Below are 18871 nucleotides of genomic sequence, written 5' to 3' on the forward strand. Positions count from 1 at the left end.
ATATGACCCTGTATGATAATTTGTTAATCGAATGTGACGAAAATGATATTGAAGTGTACGAAATGAAGATGAGCACTAAAGGTTTGTATAGCGATAATGTTATTTGGATTAATAAATCAATAACCGGTATAGCGAAAAGAGGGTGTGTATTAGCCGAAGAGCTAGGGCATCATTATACTTCGGTCGGTAATATACTTAATCAGTCTAAGATGAACAATATAAAACAAGAAAAACGCGCTCGATCCTGGGCCTATGAAAAAGTTATACCTCTAAACAAATTTATAGAAGCACACAAAAATCTAATTTCAAGTAAATTTGAGTTAGCTGAATTCTTATCAGTGACTGAAGATTTTTTAGACGAAGCGCTAGAACGCTATAAAGAGAAGTACGGTTTGTTTGTAGAATTCAAAGGATTTACAATCCGTTTTGAACCACTAGCAGTTTTCGAATGGTTTGAATATAAAAATTTTTAACCCACAAAAGAACAAACGTTCGCAATTGAAAGGAGTTAGAAAATACAATGAATAAAACAGCGATTTATGTGCGTGTGTCGACTCAAGAGCAAGTAATGGAAGGCTACTCAATCGGTGCACAAACAGAGAAACTTAAAAGTTACTGTAGCATAAAAGATTGGACAATTTATGACATCTATACTGACGGTGGGTTCAGTGGATCAAACATGGAACGGCCTGGTTTAACTAAGTTGATTCATGACGTTAGACAAAATAAAATTAATAACGTTTTAGTATACAAACTAGATAGACTGTCACGGTCGCAAAAAGACACGCTGTACTTGATTGAGGATGTCTTTCTAAAACATCACGTTAACTTCGTATCAATTAATGAGAACTTTGACACTTCATCACCATTTGGAAGAGCTATGATTGGCATATTGTCAGTCTTTGCGCAGTTGGAACGCGAACAAATTAAAGAACGATCGCACATGGGGCGAGTGGAGCGGGCGAAAGAAGGATATTTCCACGGCGGTGGGTTTATACCGATTGGATACGACTATGTAGGTGGTGTGTTGATTATCAATGAATACGAAGCGATGCAAGTCCGTAAAGTATTTAAACTTTTCTTAAATGACACACCTATCGATCGCATACAAAAGACAATGAATAGTAAGTATACTTATAAGTCAGGAAACTGGGGGAGTCATAGCGTGGTGCGTAATGTCATCACAAATAACTTGTATATAGGTAAAGTTTCGTTTGGCGGTAAAAGCTATGATGGGAAGCATCAGCCAATTATTGATGAAGAAGTATTTAACGAGGCGAATAAACGTTATGCTGCTAGGAGTAACATAAAAGGTAAGTCCAATCCGTTCAAGTCTAAACACTTGTTGACCGGACTTTTATATTGTGGGAATTGCGGAGCACGATATTTTGCCAAAGGGAACTATAGCGGTCGCGGCGAGAATAAACGCTATTACCCATATTACACCTGCTACTCACGTGCAAAGACTAATAAAAAGCTTGTCGTTGATCCTACTTGTAAAAACACTAGTTTTCCTGTGGTCAAGTTAGAGCCAATTATCATCGAGGAGATTAAGAAATTAGCGTTCGATCCATCACGTATTAATGAAATTAAAGGTCAAGTACCTAAAAAAGAAAACGACCAACCTGTCATCGAGAGCCGGATAGCCGAACTCGATAAACAGATTAGTCGAATGTTAGACCTATACCAAAATAATAACATGCCGTTCGAACAAATAACAGCACGAATTGAACAGCTCAATGATGAAAAAGAATCTCTCACCGATGAGCTGAATAACTTGGATATTAATCAACCCACCATTACAATTGATCAAGCAGCCGAGTTATTGAGTCGTGCGTCAGACATTTTAGATAATGGATCAGTCGATGAGAGAAGAAAGCTTATCCACTCACTCATCGATAGAATAACTATCTACGATACTGATTTTGAAATACAGTGGTCCTTCACTTAGGATCATTATTTTTTAACCCTGGTAAGGCAACTGATAACCTCCACATGCGGTGTATGAGGAAACATATCGACAGGCTGAACTTTTTGTAGTTCATAACCAAATGGCACAAGTTCTGTAATGTCTGATGCAAACGTTTCAGGATTACATGAGACATAGATAATTCTCTCAGGCTGTGCACGGCCAATACGACGCATCACCTTACCACCCGCACCCGAACGTGGGGGATCTAGTAAAAGTAATTCCGGAATGCCGAATGACTCTAACATCTGATCAATCCCGTGACGCGCATCTTTTGCGAGGAATGTGGTATTATGAATACCATTATCCAACGCATTTCGTTTAGCTGATTCAATCGATGTTTCGACAATTTCAATCCCCGCTAACTCGCCCACTTTTTCGGCGAACGGCAGAGAAAAGGTACCCACACCACAAAAGAGATCAATCATCTTCTCTGTTGGTTGTGGTTTTGACATCTCAATTGCTAGATTCACAAGTGTTTCTGCTTGTTTAGGATTTGTTTGGAAGAAAGTATCAAACCATAACCGGTATTTAAAGCCGAACATTTCATCATAAATGAAATCACGACCACTTAAAATATATTGTTCTTCTGCTTGAGTGCGGTCACCCCAGTCTTTATTTTCAAACCACATTAAACTTTTAACGTTTGGACAATTCGTTTCGATTCGTTCGACCAGTGCTGCTTTTGCTGCTTCTAGTTCTCCGATAGGTGCTTCAGTCGCAAATAGCCCCAGCATCACCTCACCTGTATAAAACGATTGGCGAACCATCAAATGTCTGAGTAGACCACTATGTTCATCTTTATCATAACCTGGTAAGTTAAAATTATTCGCCCACTGTTGAACTTCCATTGCATAATCTACCATCTCTTTACCAGCAATCAGACAAGTTTCAAGTGGGATGATTTTTCTCCAATTCCCTTGTTCATGAAGACCTAAATGTCCTTCTTTTGAGAACGTGAATTCCATCTTATTGCGGTAACGGTACGGTTCACCTTTCACACCAATGGTCTCTTCCACAAGTACTGGGTCAAACCCATTATTTTCAACCATTGCTTTTACATAGCGAGTCTTCTCGTTCAATTGACCATCATATGACCAGTGTTGCCAGACACAACCACCACATAATTCAAAATGCGGACAATCTGGTGTGACACGTTCTGAAGAAGGCTCTACTAATTTTGTGTAATCTGTTTTAATCCAGCGTTTTCCTTCACCGTCAACATTGACTTCTACTTTTTCATTTGGAATCGTTTGAGGAATTGTTAATTTTAATTTTTTTGGATTCACTTGCCCAGTATCACGCCAAACGAACGCGCGACCAAATCCCTTTTTATCGACATAATCAATCGTTGTTTCATATTGTTTTTTACTCATGTTATTTCCTCCTACCCATAAGACACTTTAGCACATCTATCATATCATCTTTTTTATCACTTGGCGACGGGCAACAAAAAAGTAGCACCAAGAGATGCTACTTTAAATTGACACGGCGACTTGATTTTTCCCATTTTGTTTAGCTTGATAGAGCAATTCATCTGCACGTTTAAAGAATTGCGTTTTTGTTAAGTCATTAGATAACGGTTGAAAACCAATACTAACCGTAATTGGTCGATTAATTTCATCATTTTTCAGATAGGCAATCTTTTTTCTGATAGATTCAATGAGCTCATAACCATCATTAATTGATTTACTCGTGATTAAAACCGCAAATTCCTCACCACCATAACGAGCAACAATTTCATTCTCAGTAACACTGTCTTCAATTGTTCTTGCGACGCGTTTTAAAATGATATCACCTACATCATGACCAAACTCATCGTTAATCTTTTTGAAGTTATCAATATCAATGATCGCTAGTTGGAGTGGCATGTTGTAATGAATACTCTGATCATAAAGAAAATCTAAATATTCATAGAAAGTTCGGTGATTATACAACTCTGTTAACGGGTCCACCTTGGTTAGACGTTCCATCATAGCACTGCGCACCATCAGCGAGCGTTCTTGTTCATTTGAGCGTTTTAAGACGTCTAAAATATCTGTGCCTCGGTCTAAGACAAGTGAGAACACTTGGTAGGCAGCTACGAGAATAAAGAAATAAGCAAATTGCTCATAAATAGTGGCAGCTTCTCTCACCTCTGGAATTAAATAAAGTAAAATTAATCCGGTTATATTAGCAACAAAACTAAACAATAATTCAGCCTTGCTAAAATAAATCAAACTAACCGCAAGAAAAATCACAAATAACACCTGCAAGCCAGGAACACTCGCATGGGTATAAGCTGTAATCCAAGCTAAAATTATCCCGAATATTGTCAGCATTTTCGGTTTATAAAGTCCTTTAACTTTGACCAAATATTGCACGAAAGCAATTAATACGACTTGTACACCACTCGGCACGAAGACTTTTTCTACTAAAAACTCTAATGGCGGGTGCAGATGATACGCTTGACTCATAAAAAAACCTAGTAGTTGACCAATAAAGGCAAGACCAACCATAAACCAATAAATTACAATAATTTTATTCATCAAAGCTTTTAAATCAATATGTAATTCGTCATGGAAAAGCATAACGCATCTCCTTTAACATCAGCATTTTTCACTTGTTTGAATCATTATTTCATGTTAAATTTATAATCGTTACATAAAAATTATCGCCTTATTTTATTATGGCTTTCTTTCTCATGTGACATTTTTTTAAAAAACATGTGATTTGACTCATTCGTTTTTATTATAACTTAATTCACATAACATTTCACCTACTTCGCAAAAAAATAATTAACTTTATAATTATAAAAATAAGTCATAATACCTAATCTGATGACAATCTTTATTTATTTCAAAGGAAACGAGGGATTCATGTGAAAACATTTCACATAGTTGGCGCGGGCATCGCAGGAGCCAGTATTGCTTATCATTTACTAAAACTTGGCCAACGTATCATAATCTATGACCGAGAAGATGACGGACAAGCAACAAACGCATCTGCAGGGATTATTTGTCCTTGGACGAGTCAACGGAGGAATAAAAAGTGGTATCGCCTCGTAAAAGAAGGGGCTAAATATTATCCAAACTTTATTAAGGAATTGGAGTCATTTACACAAAAATCAACCGGCTTTAGACAAAACGGTGCTCTTTGTTTATTTAAAGATGACCACATTCAAAACCTCGCCTATAAACGCATTCAGAGTAAGCAAAAAGACGCACCCGAAATGGGACAGGTGCTTAAACTTACCAGTGAAGAACTTTTAAATTTTCATCCAAGTCTTACGACTGATTTTCCGGCCGTTTTTGTCGAAGGCGGCGCACAAGTTGATGGCGCATCATTACTAAGCGCTTTAAAACACGCCATTAATTCACTAGGCGGTGAGTGGATTCATGACTCGGTAGACCCACACACATTGGATGGTCAAGTGATTTATACTGCGGGTGCTTGGTCACATGAATATACGCCTCATCCAGAGGTGAGACATCAGCGGGCTGAATTGCTAGAGGTTGCCCTAGCCAATGATTTACAACCAGCTGTATCCCCAGTTGTGATGGGCCTTGGTCCAATGTATATTGTTCCAACAGAAACACAGCATTATATGATTGGCACCACGCATGAAGATACAACGTCTTTTGATATCGAAACATCAGAAGACGCACGAGATTATTTATTTACTCAAGTGAAACGCTATTTTAAAGGCACGGCATTAACAAAGGGGCAGTCATCGATTGGTCTTAGACCTTTGACTGATCAAAACTTACCATACATCGGTCCAAGCGGTAATATGTTTGTGGTTAATGGGCTCGGTTCATCCGGGTTAACAGCCGCTCCTGTCATTGGCCGAGAAGTAGCTCAGTATCTAACCGGACAGTCGCCGGTTCTTGATTTAACAGATTATCATTCAACATCTTCATAAAGCTAAATTAAAATTGTTTAACAAAAAACAGTAGCTAAGATAAATGTCTGAGCTACTGTTTTTTAATTTATATTCGGTCATATCAATCCATTGTCAAATGTTTAATGATCGTGTGATGTTCTGGAAAGCGCTCAAGTAGCTCACGTTCGGTAAATAATTTAAAATCTTCAAACCGAAAACCAGGGCTAACCATACAACCAACGAGACCATATGCGCCGTCTACCGTTGAACCAAAAATAGTGCCTTTTTTAACAAGAATTTGCGGACTTTCACCCTTTTCTAGATCAAGCCCGAGTCGCTCCGTTCTATACGTACCATCCGCTTCAATCATGTGAATCGTAAGTGCATCACCCTCATGAAAATACCATAATTCATCCGATGTTAATTGGTGAAAGTGTGACTTGTCCCCTGCTCGAAGTAAAAAATAAATACTTGTGTATTGGGCATCATCCTTTTCTGGCTGACAATCGCCAGTAAAACTGGAAGCATAAAATCCCCCTTCTGGATGTGGGGTTAACGCTAGTTGGTCTATAATTTCTTCTATTCTTGACATCTCTTTCCTCCACTCTTTAAGTACATTTAGTTTCTCACTGGACTATTTCCATGATAATATAAGGCTATTACGATGACAAGGAGATTTATCATGACAGATGCTTTAAAAATAAAAAAACAAGAATTGATGCGCTTTTTAATGCAGTACAAATTTGCGATTAATGAAATGATGACCAAAGTAAATATTCTAAAACAAGAGTTCACCTATATCAATGATTATAATCCAATTGAACATGTTACACATCGAGTTAAATCACCGAAAAGTATTCTTATGAAAGTTGAAAAGAAAGATCTTAAACCAAGCCCAGCAGTGATTAAAGAACACATTCACGATATCGCCGGTATTCGTATTACTTGTTCGTTTGAATCTGATATTTACATCATTCGTGACATGTTAAAACAACAAGACGATATTACGTTGTTAAGTGAAAAAGATTATATCCAATCACCTAAACCAAATGGCTATCGTAGCCTTCATTTAATCTTATCGATTCCAATCTTTATGTCAGATAGGACCGAAAATGTCTGTGTTGAAGTGCAAATCAGAACAATCGCGATGGATTTTTGGGCAAGTCTTGAACATAAAATTTACTATAAGTTTAACAAACAAGTACCCAAGCATTTAAACATTGAACTGACTGAAGCTGCGGAAGCTGCTCATAAACTTGATCAAAAAATGGAAAAATTACACCGAGAAATGGCTGAGATAAAAGCAGAGTATGAAGAAGATCCATTAGAAGAATTGAATTTAGACAATGAACGCTTTCAACTTCCTATACAATTTTTAAACACATTCTTAAATGATGATGATCTATAAGTACAATAGACATAAAAGAAGCTCTTTCCATTGATGGATGAGAGATTTCTTTTTGTATCTGATCTATTGTGAACCCTGTTTTTCTAGCGTCTGAGATCAAGCGTCATCTGTTAATGACGAACGTCCCATCACCTTCTCAACAAGCGCACGTACCGAAACAAAAATTAAAGGTACTTCATAAATATAGCGAGGAATATTCAACATTTCTTTTGATGATGGTCACTGAATGCGTTAGTCTGTGATTGGTTTATAAGGACTCCACTAATACTAACTTCATGTTGTTCTACAGGTTCTTTGATTGAACGCTTTTAGGCTAACACATTGATAATGACTTGTGTCCATTCTTGTTCTAGTAACTTATTAATCCGTCCTTCTGATAAACCTTCCTTATATCATTTAATATTATCGCGTCATCCAGGTTTTGAAATATTTATCGCATTAAGGCGAGAAGACACCTTCCTCAAGTGCGTCAGCACTAGGTGGGGGTAGTTCAATTATAATAGGAAGATAATTCGTCGACCTTTTACTTAGAATTAACAGCGACAATAGTTAAACACAAAAAGAAGGATGATCGCTCATTTAGTTAGCAATCATCCTTCTTCATTTTCTGTCACACGTTTGTTACATTAACATATCAACACTTAGAGTAGCCACAGCCACCTAAATCAGTGAGACAAGTTGTACAACCGTCTTGTTTAACAAATGTTGACTGACCACAACTTGGACAAATATCCACTGAACCACTTGAGAATTTCATCATTGATTCCGGTACATCCAGAGTTGTTTCAATATCTTCACCTAGCTGCATGAGTACTTTCGCCAGCGCATCGGGTAAAGATTCAATTTGATTTTTACCAAACCCAACTGCACTTTGACCTTTGATACCATTAAATTTCTTAATAATCCAATTAACTTTTTCTTGTTGAGTCAAATTGGCGATACGCGGGCTTAATAAGCCTGTTAAGGCAATCGCTAGACCGTCCGCAATCGCTGATATATCCGCCCCTGTTTTACCTAAGTTAAGAAAGACCTCTTCAATTAAATCCGTTTGCGGATGACGATTAACAGTCACGTACATTTTACCGAATGGTGTCGCAGATTTAATCGTTTCACCAATCAAGCGCGTTGGTCGCTTATAAAATTTAGCTGAGCTGAATTCATGGTCATCATCCTCAAACGTAATTGTTTGAGTCGGTGAAGCTTTAGTTTCTTCTTTTTCTTCTTCCTCACTTACACTACGCAACACTTGGGTATCACGACTTCCATCTCGGTAAATTGTTAAACCAACAACACCTTTTTGGATTCCGTAACTATAAAGTTCTTTGGTTTGATCAACAGTAAAATGATTCGGTACGTTACATGTTTTACTAATAGCCGAGTCATTATGTTTCTGAATGGCGGCTTGCACATCGACATGATTCTTCGGTGTAATTTTTGGTGTTCCATCTTTTTCTACACACATCGCAGACACAAAGTAATCGGGTAAGACTTTCTCGCCTGTCTGTTCGAGGTAATCTTTTGCTTTACCTAAATAGTCAATCGTTTTACCGAGACGACTTTCACGTTCCCATTTAATTGAGAAGAAAGGTTCCACGCCTGTTGAGCGACTATAGCCTTCACTCCCTGTTTTTGTACCGGTGGTGCCGGTTGGTGCTTGAGTTAATAAGTGTGAGTTACGTAAGCCGTGCTTTTTAATGAGAGCTTTCACTTCATGATCTAAGCTCTTTGGTACACGTGCTTCTAAAATTTTCTCCTCATATTTCGGGAAACGTCCACGAACTTCGGCTAATTTTGCGCTGGCTTCGTAGGCGCTGTTTTTAATATAGGCATAGAGTTGATCAATAAACGTGATTGATTCATCGGAACCGTAACGTAATTCTAAATCAATTAGTAAGTCATGAAGACCTAACGTGCCCATGCCAATCCGGCGTTGTTCTTTTTGTACCTGTTCATTTTCCTCGCGGAAATACACCGTATAATCAATGACATCATCCGCATAGCGGATCGCATCCGCTACAGCTTGTTTTAAATCATCCCAATCGACATCATTCGTCTCTTTATTAAAGAATTCTGCCAGATTAATATGAATCAAGTTACAAATGCCATTACCACAAAGCGGCTGTTCACCACATGGATTTGAAGACACATTCTTTTGATAGTAGTACGTATTGTTCCATGGTGTTGCCGCGTGCTTTTTCTTTAGCGATTCTGGGTCGAGTTGATACATTTGTGACCCTTCTAAAGGAATCAACTGTTGTGTACTTGGCATATAGCCATCATTCATATGGTCATAAACCATCACACCTGGCTCTGCGGATGCATGAGCTGATTCAATAATGAGATCGTAAAGTTCTCTCGCTTTAATCGTTTGATAAATTTCAACCGGTAAGCCCGCTTCTAGCCAGTCATGAATATCTTGATACTTCTCGGCCCAATCTTTGTCGTACACTTCATGGCGGGTATCTGGAAAGATCAAGTGCCAATCAGCATCATTTTCAACTGCTTCCATAAACTCTTTTGTGATTTGAACAGACAGGTTAGCGTTGGTGATTTTACCACTTTCACGTTTAATTGTAATAAAATCAAAAATATCTGGGTGCGAAATATGTAATTGCAACATAAGCGCGCCCTTGCGACTGCCACCTTGCTCGATGAGCCCGGTCGCATAGCTAAGCAACCCGCCCCAACTCACTGACCCTGAAGAAATACCGTTAACGCCGTACACACGAGCATTGCGCGGTCTAAGAGTTGATAAGGCAAGACCGACGCCGCCTCCACGTGACATAATCTCCGTCATTTCAGAAAGTGAGCCATTAATAATGCCTTTACGTGAATCCTTTGGATTCGGCAAGACATAACAATTATAAGCAGTTAAATCATACTGCTTTTTGTACTTTTCATAAATTCCCATTGACGCCTGAACACGGCCGCCGGGAACAATTTTTTCTTTATATAAACTATCGTACATACGACTTTTGAATGTATCTAAATCTTGATGTTTGTAGATTTTCTCAATTGACATCGCACCTAGAACGTAACGTTCAACAGAATCTGACCACTTATAATCAAGTGGAATCGTCACATGACGACGGGGCACCGTCAAAGTTTGGTTTGATACCTCACCAATAAATGTCACCGTCTGATTGTCCATCTCAATTACACGCCCAAAATCTTTTTGCGGATATTCTGGGATTGACTCATCGTATACCGCTACGACAACATCCCCAATGTTTAATTTTGATACATCCATTTCTTTTACCGTATAACGATCGAGCTGTAATAATACTTGAAAAGGGGTTTTATTTAATTCGCCATAAATCTCTGTTAGTAATTCTGACACAGTATCTCCTCCTAAAAAAATATACTATATATAGACATATCTAATATTATAATAACACAGATATTGATTTTAGTGGGTTAAAATCCTTAGCTGTTTCTGTTGATTTTTTTTCAGATCATAAGGACCGATATACTAACGACAAACAGTTAAAGAAGAATTTTAACGACATTTAATACTTGACAAACTTCCTTAGACTATTACTGTTTTGGACAAATGTCAATCACACTATATTGACTTCGATTCCAAAACCTAACCGGGATTCGGCTCATACCTAAACCACTATCAATATATAATTGACACTTATTTTTGAGTATATACAACCCTTTCGTGCGCTTTGGAAACAACCCGTGTCCCGGCGCAATCACTGCACCAATAAAAGGTAGCCGGATCTGGCCACCGTGAGTATGGCCACTTAAAATAAGGAGCTCGGATTTAGTTAATAATTGGTCGACGATATCAGGGGTATGTGATAACAAAATCGTAGCCTTGGTCGCATCTGTATTTGAAAAGGAACGTGATAGGTCCGCATCATATGATGAAGCATCACCAACACCGACGATTTGAATCACATCCGTTTGGTGATGGAAGTCAACAGCCACATTGTGTAATATATTTATATTTATATCTACTAATCCTTGAAGGAAGACGTTTTGTCTTTTATGACTGACCTCATGATTGCCCATGACAAAGTAAACAGGGGCAAGTTTTGCGAGTTGTTCGCTTAAATGAAGTACGTCATTGAAAGATTTTGTTTTACGGTCAATCATATCACCAGTTAAGACGATTACATCAGGCTGGTCGTCTGTGATACGTTGGATTAATAAGGAATGAGAGCCTTTAAACATATGGCCATGAAGATCTGTCAACTGACAGATTCTAAGAGGTGACGTGATGTGAGGTAATGTAACTGAAACAAGCTGACGTTTAACACTAAAGGTGTCACGGTACCAAATAAGAATAAGCGTGACTACAAAAATAACCGATATTAAAAAGGGAACCATGAGACCGACCTTCTTTTTTTAAAAAATAAACCGTCTAAACCGATTGGTTAGACGGTCGCATGTTAAATTATTGTTGGTGCAAGGAAATTAAACATTGGCGTATTACGCAGCACACCGAATAGAATAGTCATAGCAAGCATACCGTATAAGACAGCCTCACTTGACCGCTTCTTTCCTTTTGCTGATAGGTAATAATAGAGTATAAATAGCGGCAAGAGAACGAAGATAAGACTATTGTATCGAAAAGCTTGATACAGATCGCCTTCTAATAGGCTAAGGGACAATCTAGTCACCCCGCAGCCAGGGCAATCAAAACCCGTGACATGTTTAAATGGGCAAGGTATATGTATGTTAAATGCCGGAGATAACACTTTCAAATAAAGAACACCAGCACCAACAACACCTAACCCAATCAAAATGCGCTTATCAAATTTCTTTAGATAATGTCGCATTCGCACTCTCCCCCTTTCTTATACAATACCGACAAACTTATTCATTTCTGCTTGAATAATCGCATCAGAAATAATTCCGAATCCAAAAATAGCTAACACAATATATAATACACCGTTATCTTTAATTAACATGTTATGTTGACGTTGCATGTCTGCCATTTTTTGACCGACGACGTAATACCAGAAGAAACCATAAATTCCACACGTTAATAATAAGAAAATTAAAGCTTTTGCACCTGAAAAGGTTGGATCATTGGTAGCCTGACTTAATTCTTCTGTTATTGCATATATCCAGTATAAACTATAAATCCCACATGTAATTAATGATAATATAATAACCATAGCGACACTGCGTTGTTTAATCATTTTTTCACCTCATTTCACTACAAAATATGACAATGCATAAAATGATTTTACCATAGTCAGATTAGAAAAATAAGGGGCAACCGGACGATTGTGACAAATGCATCATGTTCGTTCATTTAAATAAGGACGTGGCCAATCTAGATGTCCTTTAATTTGTTTAACGTAGACGCCACGTGCTTTATTGCTATCATTCAAATCAATACGAACCGGTTGAGTTTGTCTGGCGACACCTACATAAGCAACTGCTTCATTGGGCTGATAGACAATCGTATGTAGGGTGCCTGAACTATGCTCATAATCGGTAGAAAAAATATCGGCGGTCTCTGTATTAAACGTCTCATAGACTTGTTTTATTGTCATGTCGAGCTGCCAGTTGGCAGTCACTTTCTCTAACCGTTCACGTGATTCATCATATTGGTAGCGATTATCGCCAGTTAAAATATCAAAGTGATTGGTGCACATATGCGCTTGTCTTGTAACAACCTGTCGCGGTGTCGCCTCTACAACAACTGACTTACCGGTTTGGTCCATTAATACATAAGAAAAGCTGCGCCGGTGCGGGATTGTTTTCAGCAGTTCAACTGCTTCATCAACATTAGCAGTTGTTTCAAGTAACAGACGAGCAATCATATTACAAATAAACCCATCACCTGAGTGACGTCTATTTGTGAAGTTATAACCAACGACAAGTCCTTTTTCATTAATACCGTCCGTGCGGCCCGTCACTTGCATCGACGGTCCCATCGAACGATACCCGCCATCGGTTGGCTGATAGATAACAAACCGACCTTCATAACTATCAGGATGTGAATCATAATTTCTTGCAAAAAAATTATTACCATTCATAATCGAACAGCCACTTTTATTTACTTCGATATAATAGCCTGCAAAATGACGAATCGCTTCCTCTGTGGAGAGGTGTAACGCATCACGCAAGCCATAGATTTCATCAATTATTGGTGCATGAATTGATGTTAATAACTGAAGCGCTTCGTCATGATCAGTGAGAAAGTGCGTCTTGCCTCGCTTGTTAAATTGCATTCGGCGGGACTCAATTAAGTAACTCCCTTTTAGTGATTGACCTTGTTCGAACCCTAATTGATAATGGTTTCCTTCGAATCTAACAATATCCATAGATACATTTTGCATATGCGTCCCCCCTAAACACTCATCTTATCAGAAGTTGATACGGCATGCCCATCATTTGCTCTTAAAACAGTGACGTCACCCGCACTTTCCTGTCCATTGGACCATTCCGATTCTATTTTGATAAGTAGTTTCTACAAGAGATACGTTCAACATGGGTTCAGATGACGGTTAGGTGGTTTTTACAAATGAACAAAGGAAGCTTTGTCTTTTGATATCCGACCTCACGTTTTTAACTTAAGCTTTCTAGATAGATAATTGTTTGTTAAGCAAAAGTATTTACATCCTTATTGCTGACCGTTATGATTAATGGCATCAATGATAAGGACGTGATTAACATGGGTAAAATCATGGCAAGTGTTTATGATATAGTAATGTATCCTTTCGAAAAACTATTTTTAACACAAAAAAGACGCCTGCTACTAAAACAAGCATCCGGTCACGTCTTAGATATCGGAAGTGGCACTGGGGTGAACTTCCCCTTTTTCAATCCAGAAACAACAACGGTTTATGCGATCGAACCGGATCAAGCGATGCGCGAGAAAGCAAACCAAAAATCGGTTCCCGATTACATTCATATAGAAGCTACTGGAGCTGAGGCTATTCCCGTGCCGGATGACACATTTGATACCGTTGTGTCTACATTAGTGTTCTGTTCCATTGACAAACCTGAACAAGTATTTAATGAAATCAAGCGCGTATTAAAACCAGGTGGACAATTATATTTCATTGAACACATTAGAGCCACCTCACCTTCGATTCAATCGATCCAAGATACATTAACACCCATGTGGAAACAAGTGGCGGACGGTTGCCATCTCAACCGACCAACGGATCAATTAATTGAACAGCATTTCACCATCATTAAAAAGGCTTATTATTTCAAAAAAATAGTTACCGTGATTATCGCTGAAAACACGGAAATTGATACGTGAATTCAGCAGTAAGCATTATTGATGAAGCGGTATTTGACACAGTAGCGGTCTATTGTGTATATTCTTAAGTGTTGTCTTTATCATTAAAGACATCCTTTCAGCAGCATTACTATAGAAAAGAGGTATTAACCGTGTCCGTTTCCTTACAAGATTTTTTTACTCAACTACATACTCAACGTGAAAATACCGATGAACAGATCACGTACACATATAAAAAACTATTAAAACCCCAACCCGTATCATCAACACAAGCAGCTTTTCTCGCACAATTGACAAAGAAAGATTTAGATACCATCAGACGTTGGATGGACCTTGAGGGTGTATCAAAACTGACGAAACAACCGTTAATTGAGTGTCTCACTCAGGAACAAACAACCGCTATCAACCGCTTTATTTTATCGATGGATAATGAACGTTTACAGTGGTTAAAAAAATTCGTGGCGGGTGAAGCTATTCGTCTCGATCATTTCACTGCCCATAAACTTGCCTTTTTCACTTATACTGGTCTCACCTTTGCGATAAAAGACAAGGATGAATATGTGCTAATTATGCCAGATGATGTGCGTAGGCAATTTGGTGCTTACGACCAAAACGAATGGCAAATTCAAGCGGACATTAACGATGCCATCATCAGATTGACACAAGGGTTACTTTATTACTATGGTTACATGCCAAAATCGACTGTCTTTGAACTTGTGAGTCCAATCGTGAGTTATAATCTCGTTCGCGCTGATGCCGTCATTAAAGATGCGAAAACATACTACGATTATATGAGAGAAACCGAGCAAGATTTAATGGATAGCCGTGTCATTGATTTAGATTCTCTTAAAGAACAGCAACAAAAATCTATTTATCAAAAACATTATAGTTTTACTGATGATCAACTAATTCAAGCAGGTACAGAAGATTTTATGGATTTGACCGATGAGTTAATTCAACTGGTCAAACATTTAAAGGAGCGCTACTCACTTGATGATCAGACGATGAATCGCTACATGGATGACTGTTTGATTTTATTGAATAGTTTTATCGATATTGATCCAAGCTTCCTTTACTTAAGTCAACAACTCCCTGTAACAACAGAAGACGATAAAAAAATGTTACTCGCCCTCTTACAGACGTCACAAGATTCGATTCATACTTGGGCGTTAAAAGGAAATAAACGCAAAAAAGACGTAAACCAAACAACTGAAACGAAAAAAGTTGGTCGTAATGACCCTTGTCCTTGCGGGAGCGGTAAGAAGTACAAAAAATGTTGCGGTAAGTAACTTTCACATTCAAACAAGCATCTGATACTACGTCAGATGCTTGTTTTTTTTATAATTTCATTAGTGGCTCTTGATAATCATAAAATAGCTGTGATCATCTAAACATCAACGCCACATACTCAGGTGTTGGTCTGATTCAATGCGTGCAATTTGATCTTGACCAAAATCAAAGAAACAAAATCTTGACCTTGCTTCTAATGGTTTCTCGTGATAATTCATCTCTGCCTTTTCTAACAATCCTGTCTTAATTATTGTCGGCTCATTGATTTAAAAAATACCACTATAGACACTCACTAACCTTCACTAAGATGACGCTTTACACTACCAATGTTGTACCTAATCCACTCACATCATCACCTCAATTAATATATCGCTGTACAATTCTCTTCTAGATAATAACTTAAACAAGCCGCGTTAGAAAAAACAAAAAGAAGTAAAGCATTAGCGCTCGACTTCTTTTTAAATAACTCGCATATTATTTTATCACGCGTGTTGTTACCATACCTTCAATCGCTTCGAGGCGCTTAACAAGTGCATTAAAGTCACTTTCAGCAATCTCACCTTCTAAATCAATAATCGTATAGGCATGATCTTTATAACTTCTGTTGGTCATATCCACAATGTTTAAATTAACATCTGATACTTCTGAAGTAATTTTACTGACCATCTTCGGTACGTTTTGATGAAAAGCTGTTACTCGTGGATGCCCTTGATATGGCAGTGCAGCATCAGGGAAGTTGACTGAATTTCTAATATTCCCTGTTTCTAAATATGCCATTAATTCTTCTGCAGCCATCATGGCGCAATTTTCTTCAGATTCTTCAGAAGAAGCACCTAAGTGAGGAATTGAAATAGTATTTTTCATGTCTAATGTTTTCGCATTAGGGAAATCGGTAATGTACTTACCAACAGTTCCTTCTTCTAATGCCACGGTGATATCATCATCGTCAACTAATCCACCCCGCGAGAAGTTTAAAATATAAACATTGTCTTTCATTTTCTCAAATGCTGCTTTGTTTAATAAACCCTTTGTTTCAGGAATGAGCGGTACATGAATACTAATATAATCAACTTCTTTGAATAATTCATCAATGTTGTGGACGCGTTTAACTGAACGGGAAAGTTTCCATGCCATATCAACTGAAATGAATGGGTCATATCCGATAACATCCATGCCTAGTTCAAGCGCATCATTAGCGACTCTTGCTCCAATTGCACCAAGTCCGATCACCCCGAGCGTTTTCCCTTGAATTTCTTTACCGACAAATTGTTTTTTACCTGTTTCTACAAGCTTCGGTACCTCGTCACCTTTACCAATTAATGTCTTTGCCCATGCGACACCATCAAACATTTGGCGAGATGATGCAATGAGTGAGGTAATGACAAGTTCTTTGACCGCATTAGCATTCGCCCCCGGAGTATTAAATACCGGAATCCCTTTGTCTGTACAAACGTCAAGTGGAATATTATTAACACCCGCGCCAGCCCGTCCAATCGCTCTTAGCGACGCCGGTAAGTCCATCTCATGCATGTTAAAACTTCTTAGAATAACGGCATCGGGTTGATCGGCATTTTCATCAATAAGGTAGTCTTCTGTAAATAAATTGAGCCCTTTTTCAGAAATTGCGTTAAGTGGTTTAATAACAGTTTGTTTACTCATCTTCTTACCTCCTAATAATTTGTGATTATATTCACAATATGAATATAGAAAAAGGCAAGGGAGATTTCTCCCCCCTTACCTCTCACCCAGGCGAACGGCTTTATGTATAATACGCTCCCTCACAGTAGCTTCTGTGTACGCCAGTTACGTATTACCTGATTATTAAATCTATTTCGAAAACTTGAGAACACATTTAATATAACAAATCACTTCTCAATAATCAAGTGTAAATTTTCTAAATATTAATATTATATACGAAATCGTATAAAAACATTCGGTTTATTAATAGCGATTTCATTACAGCATTTCGGTTTTATTTGAGCCTTCTCGAATGATCTTTACTCTCTTTTTTGATCAACCCCTTTTTATAATGAATAACATGCTGTTTCTACTGCTTTTTAAAATATACAATATAAAAAAAGTGCACAGAATAAAATCTGTGCACTTTTTATTAATGTTCGGTTATGAACACTTTTTGAAGTAAGTCGACAATAATTATTGAACTTCTACTGAACCAGTAACTTCACCTTCTGAAAGGTCAGCTGATTCTTGGTATTCTTCTGATGCGAAGTATAGGTTACCATCAATTGTACCTTCTGGTAATGTGAAGCCGTTTGCTTCTACGTAAACATCACCTTTGAATGTACCACCTTGAATACGTGAGTTTTCACCTTTAACAGTTAATTTTGGTGCTGTTAAAGTAAAACGATCTGTAATGTTATGGTCCTCATCTTGAGTATAAAGTGCTAATTTACGATTAGCTTCGCCCTCTTGCTCACCTGGTGCAAGGACTAATTCTTCAGATGTTTCCATATCTTCTGTGAAGATTACAATCCATCCACCATTTTCAACTGCATCAAGTAAAGATGCTTCGTCAGTGATATTTGATTGCGTTGGTGCTGTTGTTACGTCTGCACCTTCAACACTTACAGTACCAGTTACAGTTCCTTCTGAAAGGTCAGCTGATTCTTGGTATTCTTCTGAAGTGAAGTATAGGTTACCATCAATTGTACCTTCTGGTAATGTAAATCCATTTGCTTCAACGTAAACATCACCTTTGAATGTACCACCTTGAATGCGTGAGTTTTCTCCTTTAACAGTTAACTTTGGTGCTGTTAAAGTAAAACGATCGATAATGTTGTGGTCGTCATCTTGAGTGTAAAGCGCTAATTTACGATTAGCTTCGCCTTCTTGCTCACCTGGTGCAAGGACTAATTCTTCAGATGTTTCCATGTCTTCTGTGAAGATCACGATCCATCCACCATTTTCAACTGCATCAAGTAAAGACGCTTCATCTGTAATATCAGATTTTGTTGGTGCTGTTGTAGCATCAGAGCCATTGTCCTCTGCTGCATTATCGTCCCCATTTTCTTCTGCAGTGTCATCGCCACCACATGCAACAAGTAGTGTTGCCATCAAAAACATCATTAATAAAGTCATCAATTTTTTCATAATTCTTTT

General features: G+C 38.0%; 16 protein-coding genes and 1 riboswitch. Of the genes, 6 read left to right on the forward strand and 10 right to left on the reverse strand.

Translation table 11 applies throughout. The features are described 5' to 3' along the window. Positions 1-2 precede the first annotated feature (2 nt). Together BM098_RS01245 and BM098_RS01250 are read left to right on the forward strand one after the other, a co-directional pair. Entirely contained in the window at positions 3-473 is a 471-nt protein-coding gene (locus BM098_RS01245) for an ImmA/IrrE family metallo-endopeptidase (protein WP_089829566.1), read from the forward strand. A 47-nt stretch (positions 474-520) separates the two neighbouring features. Then, complete coding sequence (locus tag BM098_RS01250) at positions 521-1951, forward strand: recombinase family protein (RefSeq protein WP_089829569.1); 1431 nt, start codon at positions 521-523, stop codon at positions 1949-1951. Between the two features lie 5 nt (positions 1952-1956). Here the strand turns inward: BM098_RS01250 and rlmD are convergent, their stop codons facing one another. Beyond that, positions 1957-3345: a 23S rRNA (uracil(1939)-C(5))-methyltransferase RlmD gene (gene rlmD / locus BM098_RS01255; RefSeq protein WP_089829572.1), complete on the reverse strand. Its 1389-nt coding sequence runs from the start codon at positions 3343-3345 to the stop codon at positions 1957-1959. Positions 3346-3447: 102 nt separating this feature from the next. Continuing rightward, positions 3448-4497, reverse strand: a complete 1050-nt coding sequence (locus tag BM098_RS01260; RefSeq protein ID WP_234987376.1) for a GGDEF domain-containing protein — start codon at positions 4495-4497, stop codon at positions 3448-3450. A gap of 332 nt (positions 4498-4829) precedes the next feature. On the opposite strand from BM098_RS01260, the gene BM098_RS01265 reads away from it, so the two are divergent. Next, positions 4830-5873: an NAD(P)/FAD-dependent oxidoreductase gene (locus BM098_RS01265; protein ID WP_089829576.1), complete on the forward strand. Its 1044-nt coding sequence runs from the start codon at positions 4830-4832 to the stop codon at positions 5871-5873. An 82-nt stretch (positions 5874-5955) separates the two neighbouring features. Here the strand turns inward: BM098_RS01265 and BM098_RS01270 are convergent, their stop codons facing one another. After that, positions 5956-6426 carry a cupin domain-containing protein gene (locus tag BM098_RS01270; RefSeq protein ID WP_089829578.1) on the reverse strand — a complete coding sequence of 157 codons (471 nt, stop codon included), beginning with the start codon at positions 6424-6426 and terminating at the stop codon, positions 5956-5958. Between the two features lie 90 nt (positions 6427-6516). Here BM098_RS01270 and BM098_RS01275 point away from each other — a divergent pair, with 90 nt between their 5' ends. After that, the gene (locus tag BM098_RS01275) at positions 6517-7242 is read left to right on the forward strand and encodes a GTP pyrophosphokinase (protein WP_234987377.1); all 726 of its coding nucleotides are present in this window, start codon (positions 6517-6519) and stop codon (positions 7240-7242) included. Positions 7243-7876: 634 nt separating this feature from the next. On the opposite strand, the gene BM098_RS01280 is transcribed toward BM098_RS01275, so the two are convergent. The 5 genes from BM098_RS01280 to BM098_RS01300 form a co-directional block, all read right to left on the reverse strand. Continuing rightward, positions 7877-10582, reverse strand: a complete 2706-nt coding sequence (locus BM098_RS01280; RefSeq protein WP_089829582.1) for an adenosylcobalamin-dependent ribonucleoside-diphosphate reductase — start codon at positions 10580-10582, stop codon at positions 7877-7879. Positions 10583-10779: 197 nt separating this feature from the next. Continuing rightward, complete coding sequence (locus BM098_RS01285; protein WP_089829585.1) at positions 10780-11583, reverse strand: metallophosphoesterase; 804 nt, start codon at positions 11581-11583, stop codon at positions 10780-10782. 62 nt (positions 11584-11645) lie between these two features. Further along, positions 11646-12035 (reverse strand): DUF2752 domain-containing protein, encoded by a 390-nt coding sequence (locus BM098_RS01290; protein ID WP_089829586.1) that lies wholly within the window; start codon positions 12033-12035, stop codon positions 11646-11648. A gap of 18 nt (positions 12036-12053) precedes the next feature. Beyond that, positions 12054-12401, reverse strand: coding sequence for a DUF4234 domain-containing protein (locus BM098_RS01295; RefSeq protein ID WP_089829589.1), 348 nt, complete (start codon positions 12399-12401; stop codon positions 12054-12056). A gap of 102 nt (positions 12402-12503) precedes the next feature. Then, complete coding sequence (locus BM098_RS01300) at positions 12504-13550, reverse strand: C45 family autoproteolytic acyltransferase/hydrolase (protein ID WP_089829592.1); 1047 nt, start codon at positions 13548-13550, stop codon at positions 12504-12506. A 299-nt stretch (positions 13551-13849) separates the two neighbouring features. Here BM098_RS01300 and BM098_RS01305 point away from each other — a divergent pair, with 299 nt between their 5' ends. Then, positions 13850-14482: a class I SAM-dependent methyltransferase gene (locus tag BM098_RS01305; protein ID WP_089829594.1), complete on the forward strand. Its 633-nt coding sequence runs from the start codon at positions 13850-13852 to the stop codon at positions 14480-14482. A 131-nt stretch (positions 14483-14613) separates the two neighbouring features. Then, positions 14614-15750, forward strand: a complete 1137-nt coding sequence (locus BM098_RS01310; RefSeq protein ID WP_089829596.1) for a YecA family protein — start codon at positions 14614-14616, stop codon at positions 15748-15750. Between the two features lie 475 nt (positions 15751-16225). On the opposite strand, the gene BM098_RS01315 is transcribed toward BM098_RS01310, so the two are convergent. Continuing rightward, positions 16226-17410: a 3-phosphoglycerate dehydrogenase family protein gene (locus BM098_RS01315; protein ID WP_089829598.1), complete on the reverse strand. Its 1185-nt coding sequence runs from the start codon at positions 17408-17410 to the stop codon at positions 16226-16228. Positions 17411-17487: 77 nt separating this feature from the next. Next, positions 17488-17568: riboswitch (ZMP/ZTP riboswitch) on the reverse strand. A gap of 337 nt (positions 17569-17905) precedes the next feature. Then, positions 17906-18862, reverse strand: coding sequence for a hypothetical protein (locus BM098_RS01320; protein ID WP_200795822.1), 957 nt, complete (start codon positions 18860-18862; stop codon positions 17906-17908). Between the last annotated feature and the right edge of the window lie 9 nt (positions 18863-18871).

Origin of the sequence: Halolactibacillus halophilus (genome assembly GCF_900115605.1) — a bacterium.
Classification (GTDB): Bacteria; Bacillota; Bacilli; order Bacillales; family Amphibacillaceae; genus Halolactibacillus; species Halolactibacillus halophilus.

Excerpts from the sequence above, each read along its gene's own strand:
- BM098_RS01315 (WP_089829598.1), bottom strand. The coding sequence starts at position 17,410 with ATGAGTAAACAAACTGTTATTAAACCACTTAACGCAATTTCTGAAAAA.
- BM098_RS01320 (WP_200795822.1), bottom strand. The coding sequence starts at position 18,862 with ATGAAAAAATTGATGACTTTATTAATGATGTTTTTGATGGCAACACTA.
- rlmD (WP_089829572.1), bottom strand. The coding sequence starts at position 3,345 with ATGAGTAAAAAACAATATGAAACAACGATTGATTATGTCGATAAAAAG.
- BM098_RS01290 (WP_089829586.1), bottom strand. The coding sequence starts at position 12,035 with ATGCGACATTATCTAAAGAAATTTGATAAGCGCATTTTGATTGGGTTA.
- BM098_RS01260 (WP_234987376.1), bottom strand. The coding sequence starts at position 4,497 with ATGAATAAAATTATTGTAATTTATTGGTTTATGGTTGGTCTTGCCTTT.
- BM098_RS01300 (WP_089829592.1), bottom strand. The coding sequence starts at position 13,550 with ATGCAAAATGTATCTATGGATATTGTTAGATTCGAAGGAAACCATTAT.
- BM098_RS01305 (WP_089829594.1), top strand. The coding sequence starts at position 13,850 with ATGATTAATGGCATCAATGATAAGGACGTGATTAACATGGGTAAAATC.
- BM098_RS01285 (WP_089829585.1), bottom strand. The coding sequence starts at position 11,583 with ATGGTTCCCTTTTTAATATCGGTTATTTTTGTAGTCACGCTTATTCTT.
- BM098_RS01245 (WP_089829566.1), top strand. The coding sequence starts at position 3 with ATGACCCTGTATGATAATTTGTTAATCGAATGTGACGAAAATGATATT.
- BM098_RS01250 (WP_089829569.1), top strand. The coding sequence starts at position 521 with ATGAATAAAACAGCGATTTATGTGCGTGTGTCGACTCAAGAGCAAGTA.
- BM098_RS01275 (WP_234987377.1), top strand. The coding sequence starts at position 6,517 with ATGACAGATGCTTTAAAAATAAAAAAACAAGAATTGATGCGCTTTTTA.
- BM098_RS01295 (WP_089829589.1), bottom strand. The coding sequence starts at position 12,401 with ATGATTAAACAACGCAGTGTCGCTATGGTTATTATATTATCATTAATT.
- BM098_RS01270 (WP_089829578.1), bottom strand. The coding sequence starts at position 6,426 with ATGTCAAGAATAGAAGAAATTATAGACCAACTAGCGTTAACCCCACAT.